Source organism: Bradyrhizobium zhengyangense (assembly GCF_022012435.1).
GTDB lineage: Bacteria > Pseudomonadota > Alphaproteobacteria > Rhizobiales > Xanthobacteraceae > Bradyrhizobium > Bradyrhizobium zhengyangense.
Genome location: NZ_JAKLUA010000004.1, coordinates 294461 through 310946 on the forward strand (window position 1 = coordinate 294461; position 16486 = coordinate 310946).

At 63.8% G+C, this 16486-nt stretch carries 17 protein-coding genes; 4 read left to right on the forward strand and 13 right to left on the reverse strand.

The annotated features are described in order from the left end of the window. The first annotated feature begins 38 nt into the window (after nucleotides 1–38). On the forward strand, nucleotides 39–488 hold the full coding sequence (locus tag L6637_RS15695; protein ID WP_237866085.1) for a cupin domain-containing protein: 450 nt from the start codon (nucleotides 39–41) through the stop codon (nucleotides 486–488). A 50-nt stretch (nucleotides 489–538) separates the two neighbouring features. Here L6637_RS15695 and L6637_RS15700 read toward each other — a convergent pair whose 3' ends face one another. The 6 genes from L6637_RS15700 to L6637_RS15725 all read right to left on the reverse strand — a co-directional run bounded on the left by L6637_RS15700 (nucleotide 539) and on the right by L6637_RS15725 (nucleotide 5588). Next, the gene (locus tag L6637_RS15700; RefSeq protein WP_237866086.1) at nucleotides 539–1312 is read right to left on the reverse strand and encodes an anti-sigma factor family protein; all 774 of its coding nucleotides are present in this window, start codon (nucleotides 1310–1312) and stop codon (nucleotides 539–541) included. Then, nucleotides 1309–1827 (reverse strand): sigma-70 family RNA polymerase sigma factor, encoded by a 519-nt coding sequence (locus L6637_RS15705; protein ID WP_237871484.1) that lies wholly within the window; start codon nucleotides 1825–1827, stop codon nucleotides 1309–1311. Before L6637_RS15705 ends, L6637_RS15700 begins: the two co-directional genes overlap by 4 nt. A gap of 40 nt (nucleotides 1828–1867) precedes the next feature. Beyond that, nucleotides 1868–3337 carry a YncE family protein gene (locus L6637_RS15710; protein ID WP_237871232.1) on the reverse strand — a complete coding sequence of 490 codons (1470 nt, stop codon included), beginning with the start codon at nucleotides 3335–3337 and terminating at the stop codon, nucleotides 1868–1870. A gap of 9 nt (nucleotides 3338–3346) precedes the next feature. Then, nucleotides 3347–3883, reverse strand: coding sequence for a DUF305 domain-containing protein (locus tag L6637_RS15715; protein WP_237866088.1), 537 nt, complete (start codon nucleotides 3881–3883; stop codon nucleotides 3347–3349). Between the two features lie 101 nt (nucleotides 3884–3984). Beyond that, entirely contained in the window at nucleotides 3985–4770 is a 786-nt protein-coding gene (locus L6637_RS15720) for an ABC transporter permease (RefSeq protein ID WP_237866089.1), read from the reverse strand. Then, nucleotides 4770–5588 (reverse strand): ABC transporter ATP-binding protein, encoded by an 819-nt coding sequence (locus L6637_RS15725; RefSeq protein ID WP_237871234.1) that lies wholly within the window; start codon nucleotides 5586–5588, stop codon nucleotides 4770–4772. Before L6637_RS15725 ends, L6637_RS15720 begins: the two co-directional genes overlap by 1 nt. A 143-nt stretch (nucleotides 5589–5731) precedes the next feature. On the opposite strand from L6637_RS15725, the gene L6637_RS15730 reads away from it, so the two are divergent. Together L6637_RS15730 and L6637_RS15735 are read left to right on the forward strand one after the other, a co-directional pair. Continuing rightward, on the forward strand, nucleotides 5732–6514 hold the full coding sequence (locus L6637_RS15730) for an ATP-binding cassette domain-containing protein (RefSeq protein WP_237866091.1): 783 nt from the start codon (nucleotides 5732–5734) through the stop codon (nucleotides 6512–6514). Next, a complete protein-coding gene (locus L6637_RS15735; protein ID WP_237871236.1) occupies nucleotides 6511–8070 on the forward strand; it encodes an ABC transporter permease/substrate-binding protein in 1560 nt (519 codons plus the stop codon). The genes L6637_RS15730 and L6637_RS15735 overlap by 4 nt, the downstream gene beginning before the upstream one ends. A gap of 46 nt (nucleotides 8071–8116) precedes the next feature. Here the strand turns inward: L6637_RS15735 and L6637_RS15740 are convergent, their stop codons facing one another. The 7 genes from L6637_RS15740 to L6637_RS15770 form a co-directional block, all read right to left on the reverse strand. After that, nucleotides 8117–8503: a rhodanese-like domain-containing protein gene (locus L6637_RS15740; protein WP_237866093.1), complete on the reverse strand. Its 387-nt coding sequence runs from the start codon at nucleotides 8501–8503 to the stop codon at nucleotides 8117–8119. A gap of 229 nt (nucleotides 8504–8732) precedes the next feature. Continuing rightward, nucleotides 8733–9695 (reverse strand): ABC transporter permease, encoded by a 963-nt coding sequence (locus L6637_RS15745; protein ID WP_237871238.1) that lies wholly within the window; start codon nucleotides 9693–9695, stop codon nucleotides 8733–8735. Continuing rightward, nucleotides 9685–10638 (reverse strand): ABC transporter ATP-binding protein, encoded by a 954-nt coding sequence (locus L6637_RS15750; protein WP_237871240.1) that lies wholly within the window; start codon nucleotides 10636–10638, stop codon nucleotides 9685–9687. The genes L6637_RS15745 and L6637_RS15750 overlap by 11 nt, the downstream gene beginning before the upstream one ends. A 17-nt stretch (nucleotides 10639–10655) precedes the next feature. Then, nucleotides 10656–11822 carry a COG1470 family protein gene (locus L6637_RS15755; protein WP_237871242.1) on the reverse strand — a complete coding sequence of 389 codons (1167 nt, stop codon included), beginning with the start codon at nucleotides 11820–11822 and terminating at the stop codon, nucleotides 10656–10658. Nucleotides 11823–12039: 217 nt separating this feature from the next. Continuing rightward, a complete protein-coding gene (locus tag L6637_RS15760; protein ID WP_237871244.1) occupies nucleotides 12040–12972 on the reverse strand; it encodes an aspartyl/asparaginyl beta-hydroxylase domain-containing protein in 933 nt (310 codons plus the stop codon). A gap of 74 nt (nucleotides 12973–13046) precedes the next feature. Next, on the reverse strand, nucleotides 13047–14759 hold the full coding sequence (locus L6637_RS15765) for a sulfatase-like hydrolase/transferase (protein ID WP_237871246.1): 1713 nt from the start codon (nucleotides 14757–14759) through the stop codon (nucleotides 13047–13049). 195 nt (nucleotides 14760–14954) lie between these two features. Continuing rightward, entirely contained in the window at nucleotides 14955–15623 is a 669-nt protein-coding gene (locus L6637_RS15770) for a TetR/AcrR family transcriptional regulator (protein WP_237871248.1), read from the reverse strand. A 107-nt stretch (nucleotides 15624–15730) separates the two neighbouring features. Here L6637_RS15770 and L6637_RS15775 point away from each other — a divergent pair, with 107 nt between their 5' ends. Further along, entirely contained in the window at nucleotides 15731–16351 is a 621-nt protein-coding gene (locus L6637_RS15775) for a hypothetical protein (RefSeq protein WP_237871250.1), read from the forward strand. The last annotated feature ends 135 nt before the right edge of the window (nucleotides 16352–16486 follow it).

The following is a 16486-nucleotide window of genomic DNA, read 5'->3' on the forward strand; positions in this document are numbered from 1 at the left end:
GCGCCCACAACAACAATCTATGATGGGGAGGATCATCCATGAATCGCCTTGTTGCCGGGCTGTCGATCACCGCCGCCTTCGTCGCCGGATGCAGCGCGACCTATTTGCTTGGGCCCGCGCTGGCCGCCGAAAACATCACAGCGCAGATCATCCACACCGGCGAGATGGAAGGAGATGCACTGGGCCCCGCCAACCAGGTCGGATACCGCTCCAAGACGTTCATGACCGCGGATGGCTCGACCGTGTCGATCCAGGTCGGCAATGTGCCGAAGCACCTGCATCCCAACACCAATGAGATCCAGTACATTCTTGATGGCACCGGGACGATCTGGCTCGGCGACAAGGAAGTGACGGTGAAGCCGGGCGACCTCGTCATCATCCCCAAGGGCACGCCGCATGGCGGCACCAAGCCAATCAGCGGCCAGGTCAAGGCGATCGCGATCAAGACGCCGCCGCAGGCGCCTGACGACGTCAAGCTGCTGGATTGAGGTTGCGCGATCCGGGCTCGCGCCAGCGCGCGGGCCCCTTTTTACGAAAGCTAGATCGGGCCTGCCTGCTTCCGGATTTCGTTCGCGATCGGCTTGAGGATCTCCCCCGAAAGCTGGCCGACGAGCGTATAGCCCATGCCACGGTCCGCCCACGCGAAGCCCGCGACGTCGCCGGCCACGTGCGGAAGCATCGGCGTGTCCCGACCACCGCTGCTCATTGGACGTGTCAGCACGACGAGACGGTCGCCCCGATCGTCGTCATACATGAACATCGCGGCCGGGCCGTGCGACGTTGCAACCAGGCGTCCGCCCATCAGCCGATAGCCTGACACCGAGAGGTCCGGCACCTTGATCGGCTGCTGCAGCCGGTTGGAGACCCACCGCGTGAGCTCAGCACTGTCGGAGGCCCGTATCTCGACCGGCCGGACACGGTCCGGTGCATAGACGTTGTAGGAGTAAGCGGCCTCCTGAGCCAACGACGACAGCCCATTCGATCCCTCCTGGAGCAGGCTACGCATGGACCAGCCGCCGACAGCGCCGATACCGAGGAGCAAGACCGCCGCAATCGCACCCCACCCCCGCACAGGACGCCGCGCCCGATTCTCGATGATGCGCGACAAATTCAGCTCCGCCGGCAAAGGCTCGTCGGCAATTGAGGCGAGCGCGCCCCGCAATTGTTCGCGCTGGGTAGTGAAGGCCGCGACGCGCCCGGCGACATCAGGATGATCGTCGAGATAGGATGCGACCTCCGCGCGACGCTCGGGCTCGAGCGCCTGGTCCACATAGGCGTGAAGATCATCCTCAGTGATCGGCCGCTGGCTCATTTCACGCTCCGCAATGCCACGACATTTCCTGGCGCCACGCCATCCATCTCCTGCTGCAGCCTCTCCCGCGCGCGCGACAGTCGCGACATCACGGTGCCGATGGGAACGTTGAGGACCGCTGCAGCATCCGCGTAGGAGAGATCCTCGACCGCAACGAGCAGCAAGACGGCCCGCTGCTCTTCCGGCAGCCTCGCAAGCTTGCCCAGAACATCCTGATAGATAAGCCTTTGCTCCTGCCCGGCCGCGCTGACGAGTTCCTGCTCGCCTGCTTCGTCGATCGGCATATGTCTGCCCCGCGCTATCGCCTGGCGGAATTGCGTGACCGCCAGATTGTGGAGGATGGTGAACAGCCAGGCGCGCACGCTGCCGTCACGCCGTTGATGCCATCGGCTGACGGCGCGCTCCAGGCAATCCTGGACCAGATCATCGGCCGCCGCGCGGTCGCGCATCAGCGCGCGCGCATAGCGGCGGAGCGCGGGGATCAGCGGTTCGACCTGAACCAGCATGTCCTTCATGATGCGCTCCGCCTGCTCTCCATCGCCGTTCGGCTGGACGTCATTGCGCCTCGATCTGGACGGCATCCCCGGGCATCGCCGCGTCGCCGGAGGCAATCACGAGATAGCGCCTCGCGGGGGCAGCAGAACGGTCGACAATCTGCCGGATCGGGCCGGCCGCATTGACGATAGCCGATCCGGCCGGGTTGGTCATGAATGCCGCCAGAGGCTGCAATTTACCACTTCCGTCGCCATGGTCCGCCAGCGCAAGCACATATTTCTGCTTGGGCTGAAGTCCTGTCACCGAGGCTTGCAACACCTGAATCAACCCCTGATCGAACAGCGACACGCTGGTCGCCGTCTTGCCATCCTTGGTGCCATCCTTCGGCATGAGCGCAAGATGAGCAACCTGGCCGGCAACGCCGAGTGCCTGTAAGTTCTCGCGGTCATCCGGATTAGGTGCGGCGTTTGGGACATAGGCGATTGCTTGCGGCGCCTGGCCGATGGGGACGTTGGCAACGACCTTGTTGGTCGTAGTATCGATGACTGCAAGCGCGTCGGCGTTCTCCAATCCCACATAGACGCGAGTGCCGTCGCCGGACGGCCAGACGCCGTGCGGGAGATCGCCGACGGGAATCGTCGCGACCTGCGAGAAATCGTCGGTGCGGAACACTTTCACCTCGTTCAAACCGCCGATTGTGACGTAGGCGAACGTGCCCTGGGCGGTGTGCGCGAAGTTGACGTGATTGGTGATCGGCCCGGTGTCGATCGTCTTGATCGGGTTGAACGGCGGCTTGGCGTTGAAAACCTGGGTCCGGCCGACATCCTTCAGCGTGAACCAGACCTGGCTGCCATCCGGCGTCGCCGCGATGTTCGGGCAGAACGGGCTCTCCTGCTTCACCGTGGCGATGATCTTGTGCTCGGCGACCGATACGACATCGGTCTCGGGATTGAAGGACGAGCAGATGTAACCGTACTTGCCGTCGGGTGAGAAGATCTGCATGCCCGGCCCGTTCGGGGTCGTGATGCGGGTTTTCTCTTCAAAGCTCCCGGGGTCGATGACGGAGATGTAGTTCTCACCGCGCACGGTGACCCAGACCTCCTTGCCATCGGGCGTAAAGAATGCCTCGTGCGGCGATCGTCCGACGTAGGTGATGTGCTTCACCGCGTTGGTCGCGGTGTCGATGAACGTCACCGAGTTCGAGCCGATCGAAACCACGGCGAGTGTCTTGTGATCGGGCGAGAAGCCCATGCCGTGCACAAGCACCTGGCCCTTGTAGAGCGGGCTGAAATTGCTGGGCTGTGGGTCGCCCAGACGGATCACACCAAGCAGCTTGTTGTCGGCGGGGTCGGTGACGGAGACCGTATTCGAGAACTGTTCTGCCGCGTAGACGCGGTCGTGGTGGCTAATCGGGATATCGGGAGCCGACAATCCGCCCGGCGCCTGTCCTGCCCGTGCGAGCGAACCCGTCGCGAGCATGGTGGCCGCCAGAAGAACGCTCTTCCCGATCGTGTTTCTTAAACTCGTCATGCGTGGCTCCTATTTCTTCATTCCGGCAGACATATCCATCTGCATGCTGGGATGGTGATGGACGTCGGCGACTGGAACGGATTGCGACTGAGTCGGCGCAGGCGTCGTGTCCGTCGCGGGCTCACCGATCGCGAGCTTCATGGCCGCGATCTCCTGCATCTGGTCGACGATGATTTCCTGAGCGATGCGCCGCAACTGCTCGTTCTTGCCGTAACGCAGCTCGATCACCGCCATGTCGATCGCGCCCTGATGATGCGGATTCATCATCGCGACGAAGTCGCGATCGATGTCGCCGGTCGGCTTGGCGGCCATGTCGTTCATCATCTTGGTCATGGCGGCGTCGTTCTCCTGCAGGAACGCACTTTCCTCTGCGCTCAGGGCAGCCTGTGGAGCGGCCGGGTGCGCTTCATGGGCGAACACCAGCGGAGGCACCGCGAAAGCGACAAGGATACGCGCGGCAAACAGCGTCGTGCCAAGACCGGGCCTTGGCCATCGGCATCTGCTTGCGAGCGCCGCAGCGACGCGGTGAAACGGGGACGGGTGCATCCAAAACTCCCATGCAGGCGGTTGCATGGGGGTATGACGCGTGGCCGTGCGTTCTATTCCGACCGGCCAATCACATAAATGTCAGCAGTCAGGCGAGGCGGCTAGCCACGCCCGTCCACGGTCGGCCGCCAGACCAGCAGCCGCCGCTCCACCAAAGTCACCCCGAAATCGATCAGGATGACGAAGGCTGACAGCACGAACATGCCGGCGAAGACGCCGGCGACGTCGAACACGCCCTCTGCTTGTTGAATGAGATAGCCGAGGCCGGCCGCTGATCCCAAATATTCGCCGACGACAGCGCCGACCACGGCGAAACCCACCGACGTGTGCAGCGAGGAGAACATCCACGACAGCGCCGACGGCCAATAGACATGCCGCATCAACTGCCCCTCGCTCATGCCGAGCATGCGGCCGTTGTCGAGCACGGTGCGGCTGACTTCCTTCACGCCCTGATAGACATTGAAGAACACGATGAAGAACACCAGCGTCACGCCGAGGGCAACCTTGGACCAGATGCCGAGGCCCAGCCACAGCGCGAAAATCGGCGCCAGCACCACGCGCGGCAGCGCATTGACCATCTTCACGTAAGGGTCGAACACGGCGGCAACCAGCGGCTGCCGCGCGAACCAGAAGCCAATGAGGACGCCGCCGAGCGAGCCGATCACGAAGGCCAGGATCGACTCCACGAGCGTGATCCAGAGATGCTTCCAGATCACGCCGGAGACAAACCATTTGACGATCTGCTCGAACACGTCGACCGGATTGGAGAAGAAAAAGGGCGGCAGCAGGATCTTGCCAAACACCGGCACCGTCGACAGCAACTGCCACAGCACGATGCAGACGATCGCGACCAGGACTTGCAGCGCAAGCAGCGAGACGCGCGACATCAGACTGCCTCCGCCGCATGGGTGGATTGGGCGTAGCCCTTCATCACCTCGTCCTTGAGCACGCTCCAGATCTCGCGATGCAGTGCATGGAACTCCTTGTCCAGCCGCACCTCGAAAATGTCGCGCGGGCGCGGAAGCGTGACGCGCCAATCGCCGATGATGCGCGAGGACGGCCCCGCGGACATGATCACGACTCGGTCGGCAAGCGCGATCGCCTCCTCGAGGTCATGGGTCACGAACAGCACCGCCTTGCGGTCGGTGTTCCAGAGATCGAGCAGCAGATTGCCCATCACCTGGCGGGTCTGCGCGTCGAGAGGCCCGAACGGCTCGTCCATCAGGAGGATCTTGGGATCGCGGATCAGGACCTGCGCCAGCGCCACGCGCTTGCGCTGGCCGCCAGAGAGCATGTGGGGGTAGCGGCCCGCAAAGGCGCCGAGGCCCACGGACGTCAGCCATTTCTGGGCCTGGGGCAGCGCCTCGGCACGCGGCGTGCCCCTGATCTCGAGGCCGATGGCAACGTTGTCGAGCGCGGTCTTCCAGGGGAATAGCGCGTCGGCCTGGAACAGATAGCCGGCCTCCCGGTTCAGCCCCGCGAGCGGCCGATCAAAAATCCTGACGCTGCCGGCGGCCGGCTTGAGCAGGCCGGCGGCGACGTTGAGCAGCGTGGATTTTCCGCAGCCGGTCGGCCCGACAATGGCGACGAACTCGCCCTGCGCGACCGTCAGATGGGCCTTCTCCACCGCTGTATAGACCCGCCCGTCCCCCAGCCGGAACGCGACCTTGGCATCTTCCAGCGCCACTGCCGTGGGCGTCGTCATGTGTTCCCTCCAAACTTGGCTTGATGCCTTAGCCGCTCGCGCGACCAAGTTCAATCAAGCGGCCAAGCGTGCTACGCATGGGGCTGGCCCTGCTCTCACCCTCCCTGGAGGGGGAGGGTAAGAGAACAGCGAGCCCACCAGCGATGCCTTCCAAGCCGGCGATCAGCTACCGAAACGTCAGCAAGAGCTTCGGTCCCCTCAGGGCCGTCGAGGATGTGTCGCTCGACATCGCCGAGGGCGAGTTTCTGGCCGTCGTGGGCGGCTCGGGCTCGGGCAAGACGACGCTGCTGCGGCTCGCCAACCGGCTGATCGAGGCCGATGACGGGACCATCACGATCGAGGGCGGGAACGTGCAAGACATCGATCCGGTCGCGCTGCGGCGCCGGATCGGCTACGTCTTCCAGAGCGGCGGCCTGTTTCCGCATTTGAGCGTCGCCGACAATATCGGGATCACGCCAAAACTGCTCGGCGCGCCGGCAACCGATATTGCCGCGCGCGTCGACGAATTGATCGAGCTGATGCAGCTCGACCGTGCCTCCCATCGCGACCGGCTGCCGGAAGCGCTCTCGGGCGGCCAGCGCCAGCGCGTTGGCGTGGCGCGGGCACTGGCAGCCAAGCCGCGCATCATGCTGATGGACGAGCCGTTCGGCGCGCTCGATCCCCTCACTCGCGACGCCCTCGGCGAGGATTTTCGCGAGCTGCACCGCAAGCTCGGCCTGACCACCGTGATGATCACGCACGACATGACGGAGGCGATCTTGCTCGCCGACCGAATCGCGGTGATGCGCGGCGGAAGGCTGCTCGCGCAGGGTACGCCGGCAGAGCTGTCAGCGAGCACCGACGCCTATGTGCTGGAATTGCTGCGCACGCCGCGGCGCCAGGTTGAACGGCTGAACGCGCTGCTGCCACAGGGCGGTGCGGCATGAGCCTCTTCAATGATCCGCGCTGGGGCGAGGCGCTGTCGCATTTGCCCGACTATCTCGGCAATCATGTGCGGGTGAGCCTCGCCGCGCTCGCGCTCGGCCTCGTTGTCAGCCTGCCGCTCGCGATCCTGACACGCAATCGTCCGGCGCCGCGCGCCATCCTGCTCGCCGTCGCGAGTATCGTGCAGACCGTGCCAGGGCTCGCACTGCTCGCCCTGTTCTATCCGCTGCTGCTGCTCGCCGCCTCCGTGACACTGAAATGGTTCGGCGTTTCGTTCTCCGCGTTCGGCTTCCTGCCGGCGATGCTGGCGTTGGCGCTCTATTCGATGCTGCCGGTGCTGCGCAACGGGATCACCGGGCTGAACGGGATCGATCCCGCATTGATCGAAGCCGCCAAGGGCGTCGGCATGACGGCGCGACAATCGCTCGTCATGGTCGAGCTGCCGCTGGCGTTGCCGGTGATGATGGCCGGCATCCGCACCGCCGCGGTGTGGGTAATCGGCACCGCGACACTGTCGACGCCGATCGGACAAACCAGCCTCGGCAATTACATCTTTGCCGGGCTCCAGACCCAAAACTGGGTGTTCGTTCTGTTCGGTTGTTTCGCTTCAGCGCTGCTGGCGCTCGCGGTCGATCAGCTGCTGGGCCTGATCGAGAGTGGCCTGCGTCAGCGCGGCCGCCTGCGTACGGCGCTCGGCGCGACCGGGATCGCGGCGCTGGTTGCGGCAACGCTGGTGCCGACAATGGGGCGTTCGTCGTCCGGCTACGTTGTCGGCGCGAAGACCTTTGCCGAGCAATATGTGCTCTCGGCCCTGCTTCGAGACCGCCTCCAGGCGGCCGGTCTCACCGCTACAGCACGGTCCGGTCTCGGCTCGAGCGTGGTCTTCGGGGCGTTGAAGGCCGGGGATATCGATCTCTATGTCGATTATTCCGGCACGCTCTGGGCCAATCAGTTGCACCGCACCGACATCAAGCCGCGCGCAGAGCTGGTGGCGGAGTTGAAGACGGCCCTCGCCAAGGACAACATCACCCTGCTCGGCGAGCTCGGTTTCGAGAATGCCTATGCGCTGGTGATGCCGAAGAAGCGGGCCGACGCGCTTGGCATCCACACCATCGCCGATCTGGCCGCGCATACGTCGACAATGTCGATCGCCGGCGACTACGAGTTCTTCTCACGACCGGAATGGGCGGCGCTGCAGAAGGCCTATGGTCTTCAGTTCAGCGCGCAGCGCCAGATGCAGCCGGACTTCATGTATGCGGCCGTGGCCAGCGGTGAGGTCGACGTGATCGCAGGCTACACCAGCGACGGCCTGATCGCGAAATACGATCTGGTGGCGCTCGACGATCCCAAGCAGGCGATTCCGCCCTATGATGCGATCCTGCTGCTCGCACCGAAGCGCGCCGGCGACGAGCGGCTCAAGGCGGCACTGAGCCCACTGCTCGGCAAGATCGACATCTCCACCATGCGCGAAGCAAACCTGCGCACCAGCGGCAACGATGCGAATTCCTCGCCGGATGCCGTGGCGAAGTGGCTGTGGGAGAAGGTCGGCGGGCGCTAGGATATTCCTAAGCGCAACGCCCGGCACGCTCCCACACCGCCGCTTGCTATATGACCGGCTTCTCGATTGCACCGCCGGCGTCGACCCAATCCTTGAAGGCGCCGACATTGTAGACGTGGGCGTAGCCCATGTCCTTGAGCATCTTGCCGGCCAAGGCGGAACGACCGCCTGAGGCACAATAAAGAATCACGGTCTTCTCCTTGGCAAAAGCCTTGTCGTGATACGGCGATTCCGGATCAGCGCGAAACTCCAGCATGCCGCGCGAGACGTTCACCGCGCCGTGAATCTTGCCGCTCTTTTCAACCTCCGGCGCATCGCGCACGTCGAGCACGAGCGTGTTGCCCTTGCCGATCATCTCCTTCGCCTGGGCCGGCGTGATCTTGGTCACGACGGCGTTGGCAGCCTCCAACATCTGCTTGACGGAAATTGCCAATGACTCCTCCTCTCGTTTGCGGTTCTATCGAGCGCCTCCATTAGCCGGCCTCGCCTCTCGTCGCGTCCCTCGTTCGGAGGACGGCGCGAGCAATGTACCATGGATGCGGCAAACTGGCTCTGCGACAGGATGGGGGACGGTAGGCAGAGTTGAGGGGGCAGCCGCAGGGGACTTTCGGCCACCCCCTCCTGCCCTCTCCTGGAGGACGAGAGGGCAAAGCGCAATCAGCTCACGCCCTCACCTCCTGCCGCTGAAACAGCACATAGCTGAATGCGAACAGGACGATGGTGCCGGCGACGAGACCGACGGTCTGCGGCCAGGCGAGCATGACGCTTTCGCCGAACGGCAGCGGCGCGCCCATAACGGCACCACGGAGCTGATCGAGGAACACCGGTCCGAGTGAGCGGGTCGTCGGCGACAGCACCGCCAGCATCGCTTCTTCAAACAGATCGTTCGGCGATAGCCGCAACAGCTCCTGCGCCCACACTGCAGTCGCCGGATCGTTCAGGCCGAGCAGCGCATAGCGCGGGTCAGGGGGCGCGACCACCTGTGCCAGGGCTGGGGCCAGCATCGGCCAGAGTATTGTCAGGAATAGCCAGACGCCCAGCGAGACCAGGGCCGCGGTAGCAGCCGAGCGGAACACCGTGGACAGCAGCATCGCCAGCGATAGCCAGACACCCGCATAGAAGATCGCCACAACCAGGAACACCAGCGATCGCGCGACCTCCTCGCCGCCGGGCGGCACGCCGAGGAAGATCAGGCCGAGGCCGATCACCAGCAGCCACAGGGCGGCAAGGCTGATACCGATGGTGGCGAGCGCCGCAAGGAACTTCCCCATCAGCAAGGCATCGCGATAAATCGGCTGCGCCAGGATGCGCGACAAGGTTCGCCTGTTGTGCTCGCCATTGACCGCGTCGAAGCCGAGTCCAATCGCCATCAGGGGAATGAGGAAGCCGAGGATGGCGACAAAGGACGGCAACGGCGCCTGGTCGATCGTGAAGAGTCGCAGCAGCAGGAACGGATCCTCGGCGGTATTTTGCCTGAGGCTGTTGATGGCTTCGTACAGGGCGGCAAGTGCCGTGAAGACGATCAGGAGCTGCAGCATCAACATCCGGACGCTGGAGATATGGTCGGCCAGCTCCTTGACGAAGACGGTCGACGTTCCCTGGAACGGTGATCCCTCACGCCGCATGACGAACGCCTCCCGCGGGCTGGTCCTGGAAATAGCGTGCATAGATCGCCTCGAGGCTCGGCTCGTCGACGGACAGTCTGCGCAGGGCGCCGTCAACCGCGACCACGGCGCGCGCGGCATCCGCTCGCACGTCACGCTCCGCAGTCATCCGGAAGCGATCGGCGGAGAGCGTCTCGACGTGGGTGACGCCGGGAATCATGGCGAGCCGCCTGGCGATACCCAGCCCTTCAGCCTCGACCTCCACGACAAAGCCAGCGCCCAGCACCTTGATCGCAAGCTCCGGCACCGCCCCCACCAGCACGATATGACCGGCCTTGAACAAGGCGACGCGATCGCAGATGCGCTGCACCTGGTCGAGCATATGGGACGACAGCAGCACTGTGATGCCTTCGGCCTTGAGCTCTCCGATCAGCCCCAGAAACTCCTGGGTCGCTTGCGGATCGAGGCCCGATGTCGGCTCGTCCAGGATCGCGATCTCGGCGCGCTTCATGATGATCTCGGCAAGGCCCAGCCGCTGTCGCATGCCGCGCGAGAAGGTGGCGACCCGCTTCGAGGCGACGTCGATCAGCCCGACACGCCGCAGCGCCTGCTCGATCCTGCCCGCACGCTCCGCGCGAGCGAGCCCCATCAGCTTGCCGGTGTAGGCGAGATTCTCCGCCGCCGTGAGCTGGTCATAGAAGCCCACGGCATCCGGCAGATAGCCGACGCGGCGCTTGACCTTGAGCGGCTCGCGGGCCGGGTTGAATCCGAGCATGCTGATCTCACCCGACGATATCTCGGTGAGACCGAGCATCATCAGAATAGTCGTGGTCTTGCCGGCACCGTTCGGGCCGAGCAGGCCGAACACCTCGCCCCTGACGATGTCGAGGTCGATGCCGTCAACCACCGCCGTATCGCCGTAGCGCCTGGTCAGGCCGCGTGCGTGGATGACAGGAGAAGTCATGGTTTGAGTCTGCTCGTTCATCGCCGTCCGAACCTCGCGACGGCCCCAAGCATCAACAGCAAAGCGACGCCGATGACGCCGGCGCCGGCCATACCCCATACGGTCGAGGTGCCGACCGTGATGCGGAATTGGCTCGAAGCGGCTTCACCCTTCGAGGTGGCGCGGATATTGGCCTGATAATCGCCGGCCAGCGACTTATCGCTCGGTGTGAGCAGCGCCTGGACTTCGCTGTCCTTGCCTGGCACGAGACGATCGATCGTCGCGGGCTCGAATGTCACCTTCCATCCGTTCGGCGCCGTGCCGGCCAGCGTGATATTCTCGGCCGGCGCCGTCCCACTGTTGCTCACGACGATCGGAATCGAGCTCTGCTTGCCCGCGACGGCGCGCGCGCTCAACAGGCCATCGCGGCCGGAGATCTGGAGCTGCGGCTCGCCGACCACGTCGAGCGCAAGCTCGGTCGAGGCTGAGGCGTCGCCGGCCTTAACCGTCACCTTCACCGGAAAATGGCCGGCAGCGGTCGAGCTGGGTGGCCGCACCTTCAGCTTGATGTCCTTGGATTGACCGGCATCGATCGGGATCGAGGACAGCTCCTGCGTGCCATAGGCTTCGGTGAATGAGGTTTCGAAATTGGCGGGCGCATCGGCAGCGAAGCTGGCGACTACGTTGCGGCCCGAGTCGTTCTTGATCGAGAGCGTATAGTCGAAATTCGATTTCGGACTGCCCCGCAGCGACGGCAGGCTGGACTTCAAGGTCAGCTTGGCGGGCAGCTCCTTGGCGAGCGACACGGCGATGGGAAGTTCGGCGTTGGTGCCCTGCCCCTCGGCTCTGACCGTGAGCGTATGTGCGGTGAGATCGCCGGTGGCCGGGATGTCGAGCCGAAGCTGGAGCGCGACACTGCCATCGGGCGCCGGCATCGCCGCACCAACCGGCTGGCCGCCGCCCAACAGTGTCGCGGTCCAGCCGCTCGGTACGCCGGCGACCGAAAGCTGATAGCGCTCCGGCGCGAGGCCGTAGTCCTGCAGCCGCAGCGACACATTGGTCGTGGTCCCCGGCCGCGCCGTGACCGCCGGATAGTCGGTCATGAGGTAGAGGCCCTTGATGTCGTGCACCGGCTCGGCCGCATAAGCGGACGAGCCGAGCAACATGAGGGCAAATGCAAGACGCGCAGCATCAAGCGCTCGCATGGACGATACTCCTGCAAGGAAAGTTGAATCGGATTGGGCACCGCGACGCCAGAACGACTGTGTAGCGGCGTGACGGATGATGGAAACAATCGTGACAAAGTTTTGGAAGCGAAGCGGCCCGCCAATTACAAGTCGGTGATTTCGGCCATGTTCGGCTCAGACTTTAGTTTGAACTGCGTGCGCGCTCGAAAGATTACAACATCGTAATGCGATGCTCTCACGCGAACGCCGTTGCCAGAAAGGCCGCGATGACGCTACCGATCAGCAGATACTTCACGACATAGTACACACGCTTGTTCCAGGCCTTCATCCGCTTGCCGAGCAGCCGCACCTGATAGGCATAGGCGAAGACGCGGTTGATCCAGCCGACGCGCTCGCCCTCCACATTCTGCGTCGCGCTTTCACTGATGATATGCCTGGAGACCCAGCGGTTGACGGAGATCATGGCGCGCGTCTTGAGTGGCCGCTCGACGTCGCAGAACAGGATCAGGCGATCATCGCCGGTCGTGTTCTCGGCATAGTGCAGATAGGTCTCGTCAAAAAGCAAATCTTCGCCGTCGTGCCAGACATAAGGCTCGCCGTCGATGAAGATGCGGCACTCGCCCGGCGACGTCGGCACTTGGAGGCCGAGGTGATAGCGTAGCGACCCGGCATAGGGATCGCGATGCTGCACCAGCCGACCGCCAGGCGGAAGGTTCGCAAACATCGCGCCCTTGATGATCGGAATGGCGTCGAGCAGCGCGACCGTCTTCGGACAATTGACGACGGCCGACGGCAGCGGCTCTTCGTACCACTTCAGGTAAAATCGCTTCCAGCCTGTACGGAAGAAGGAATTAAAGCCCCAATCATTGTACCTGTCGGCTGCCTTGATGGCGCCCTGCGCAAAAAGTTGCTGCGCCTCCTCACGGATTATCTGCCAGTTCTGGCGCAAGATGAGGAGTTCCGGAACCATTCCGACATCGAGGATCGGTCGGTTCGGCACCGCAGAAAACATGTACATCAGGACATTGTACGGCGCCATCAGGGTCGAGTGATCTGACAGCTGACGCCAAAATCCCAGCCGCACGCGTCCGCGGAAATGGACCGCGAACGTCGAGCCGATGAAGGCCCATAGCACAAGAAATTGCGGCGACAGCAGACGCATGACCATCGCAAAATCCGCAAGATATTGAATGCCGGAATGTTAGCAGTCGGCCGAGCCCGGCTCAAGCGGGACGTCCGGCCTCAAAGCCCATGGATCATCCCGGCGTTGATCAGCAGCCGGTTCAGCCGCCGCGCCTCAACGCCGTCCTTGCAGCCGTAAAAGATCCCATTGCAGCGGAGCATGATCTGTTTCTGCTCCGCGAAGGACGGGTCGAGCGGAATACCGGCGGCTTCCTGGATGACCAGCGGCAGATAGGGGCCGTCGATCGTGTCCATCACGGCCTCGCTCTTGACCGGCTCGAAATTGACCGCGTCGATTGCGTAATAGGTCGCATAGAGACGCGGATCGTAGGCGTCGAGCTTCTTGCCGATCGCGCCTTCGTCGAGCCCCGGCTCGAGCAGGTTGGGCGCAAATTCAGGCTGGTGATCGCCATAGCGCACGATCAGGAACGGCTCGCCCGGAAAATTCTTCTTCAAGCCTGCGAGGAAGGCTTTGTATTGCTCGGCGCTCATCGCCTGCCGGCGCAGATATTCATCGATGGACGCCACGTTGCCCGGCGCACGCCAGTTCGGCAGCAGGTCGGGGCGGAAGCGTGTCTCCCAGGGGAAGTGATTGGCGCCGAGATAGATGAAGGTGAACAGCGGCTTGTTCGGCGTGCGCTCGCCCATGAGCCGCAGCGCCTTGTCGTAGAAGAAGCTGTCGGGCTCGACGTCTTTCGCACCGAGATCGTGAGAATCGAGGAAGCGCTCGACGCCGGTCGTCTGCTGGAAACTGCGCGCGCCCATGAAGCCGCCATAGGCCGGATAGAGCGACATGGTCTCGTAGCCGCAACGGCGTAGCGCTAGCGGTAGGCCACGTTCGACGCGCCCCGACGCAATGCGCGTCACGAAATAGGCGAAGCGGCCGAATGAGCGCGAAGACAGACCCGCAAGCACGTTGTATTCGGTGAACCAGCTCGGCCCGCCATTGCTTTCAGCCAGGAAGGTGCGCTCCTTGCCGTCCCAGGACTTGAAATGGCTGCCATAGCCCGGCGGCACCTTGATGCCCTGCGCGGCGCGGATGTCGAAGCTCGATTCATCATGGATCATGATGATGTTCGGCCGGCGGCCGGCCGGATGGCAGGCGTCGACCAGCGGCATATTGAGCCGCTCATTGGTTGCGGCGGCCGACTCCATGAAACCGTACTGCACGAAATCCGAGACCGCAGTGACGCCGGAGCGGAAGAATTTCGAGAGATAGCCGTCGTCGTAATAGCCGCGCCAGGCTTCGTCAGGATGATAGGCGGAATAGAAGACCAGGGCGGCGAGACAGGCGAGCTTGCAGGCGAGCGCCGGAAGGCGGCGGATGCGGAACGGATCGAGCCACCACAACGCGTACATCAGGGGCAGCGTGACTAGGCCAGCCCCGATCACCGACCAGCGCAAATTCGGGAAGATTGTGAAAAGGAACGCGACCGTGTCGCGATCGATCATCATCAGGTCGATGAAGTTGACGGTCATCTGCACGACGTCGTGCTTGAGCCGGGACAACAGCACCAACACCACGACCATCGTGAGCGACAATGCGCCTGACAGCGCCGGCCGGCGGAGCAGCGCGATCCAGAAAAAATTGAGAATGCCCCAAGCGAGCAGGAAGGACAGACGCGAGCCGAAATCGGTCTCGGTCTCATACATCAGCGCAAGCGCAGCGACATGCGGCGCGGCCACCGCAAGCAGCCGCCAGATGCCGAGCGCGGCGACGCTCGCCAGGACGGCGGGGGTGGCAGAAGGACCAGGATTGGACGCGGACGCCATCGACGACACGCTGAACTTGGGTCCGGCGCGGTGATGCCAAGCCTGTTGGCCGGCCTCGAGACCGCCAGGGCACCCGGCGCAGCCGGCTGCACCGTGTCACAAAACTGTAACGGAACGGTCACGGACAGGCAACGCGCGCGACGATCCGACCTTCGCTTAATGTTAGCGGGTGGCGAAGGGCCGCACCTGCACGACCTAGCCCTTGGCGATCCCTGCGATGAACAGATCGATCACCCCCTCTGCCATCCGCTCGATCTCGCCCTCCTCCACACCCCAGCGCGGGAAATGGCCGTCGAGGTTCATCCGGGCAAAGCCGTAGATCAGAGCGCGGCCGGCGATCAGGGTGCGTTTCAGATCCGGGGAACGTAGCAGACCCTGCGAGGCTGCCTCCGCCAACATCCGCTCGGACAGTGCGACGAGCTCGGCATTGTCGCGGATCAATTCGGCCGAGCTGCCATACGCGAAATAGCGTCCCGTGGAGATGATCTCGAAATGCGCAGGGTTGTGCATCGCCCAGCGCACATAGGCGATGCCGAAGGCGCGGAAGCGCGCCAGCGGGTCAATGGAGCTCGCTTCCGCCAGCGCGGCCTCGATCTCGACGCGAAAGCGCCGCTGCGCCTCCTCAGCCACCGCGGCCATCAAGGCGTCGCGGTTGGGAAAGTGCCGGAATGGCGCTCCGGGCGACACGGCGGCACGGCGCGCGGCCTCGCGTACGGAGACTTCGGCACCCTCGGCAGCCAGTTGCAACGCAGCATCGATCAACACACGGCGGAGGTCACCGTGGTGATAGGGCCGGGTTTCGGGTGTCTGGCGACGGGCGCGGGGCTTGGAAATCCGGGGCTTGGAGGTCTGACGGGCGGGCATACAGCTTCCTAGCATCACCCGAACGTGAATGTAAGCAGCGATTACACCGTTGACGATCGCGTCACCCCGAAATGTAATCGATGATTACATAATGGAGGACCACCACGATGTCGCAACGTCACAACTGGTTCGAGGGCTGGCGGCTGCTCGCCGTGCTCACGCTAAGCCTGCTCGCCTTGAGCCTCTGGATCGCCTCAATGCGACAGTTCGAGGTCGAGGGCGTCCGCATGGTGATCCGCTTCACGGCGCGCAGCTCGCTGCTGCTGTTCTGCCTGGCTTTCAGTGCTGCGGCGCTGGCCCGGCTCTGGCCCAACGCCTGGACGCGCTGGCAACGCCGCAACCGCCGATATCTCGGCTTGAGCTTTGCGGTCTCCCACGCCATCCATGCGGTAGCGATCATCGTCTTCGCCAGGATGGATCCGGCAGGCTTCGCTGAAGCCACCTCGCCGGCCTCCTACATCTTCGGCGGCGTCGGATATGCCATGATCATTGCCATGAGCGCGACCTCGTTCGATCGTACGGCCGCACTGATCGGACCGCGCGCCTGGCGCACGCTGCACCTCGTCGGCGGCTACTATCTCTGGTTCCAGTTCGTGGTGTCGTTCGGCAAGCGCGTACCGGCCATGCCGGCCTACGCGGCGTTCCTCATTCCGCTGCTCGCGGTGATGGCGCTACGGATGATCGCGATGGCTCGCCACCCGCGCGGGCAAGCCATCACGGCGAGCTGAGAGCACGGCTTGCAAGAAGGCGTATCGGGTGTACGCTCTTAAGATGAAGCAGCGTGCGAGCGTCGCAAATTGCTGCTGATGATGACTTGAGAGCACAGACGAAGAGCCGAGTCCTAGACTCTGAGGACACAACGC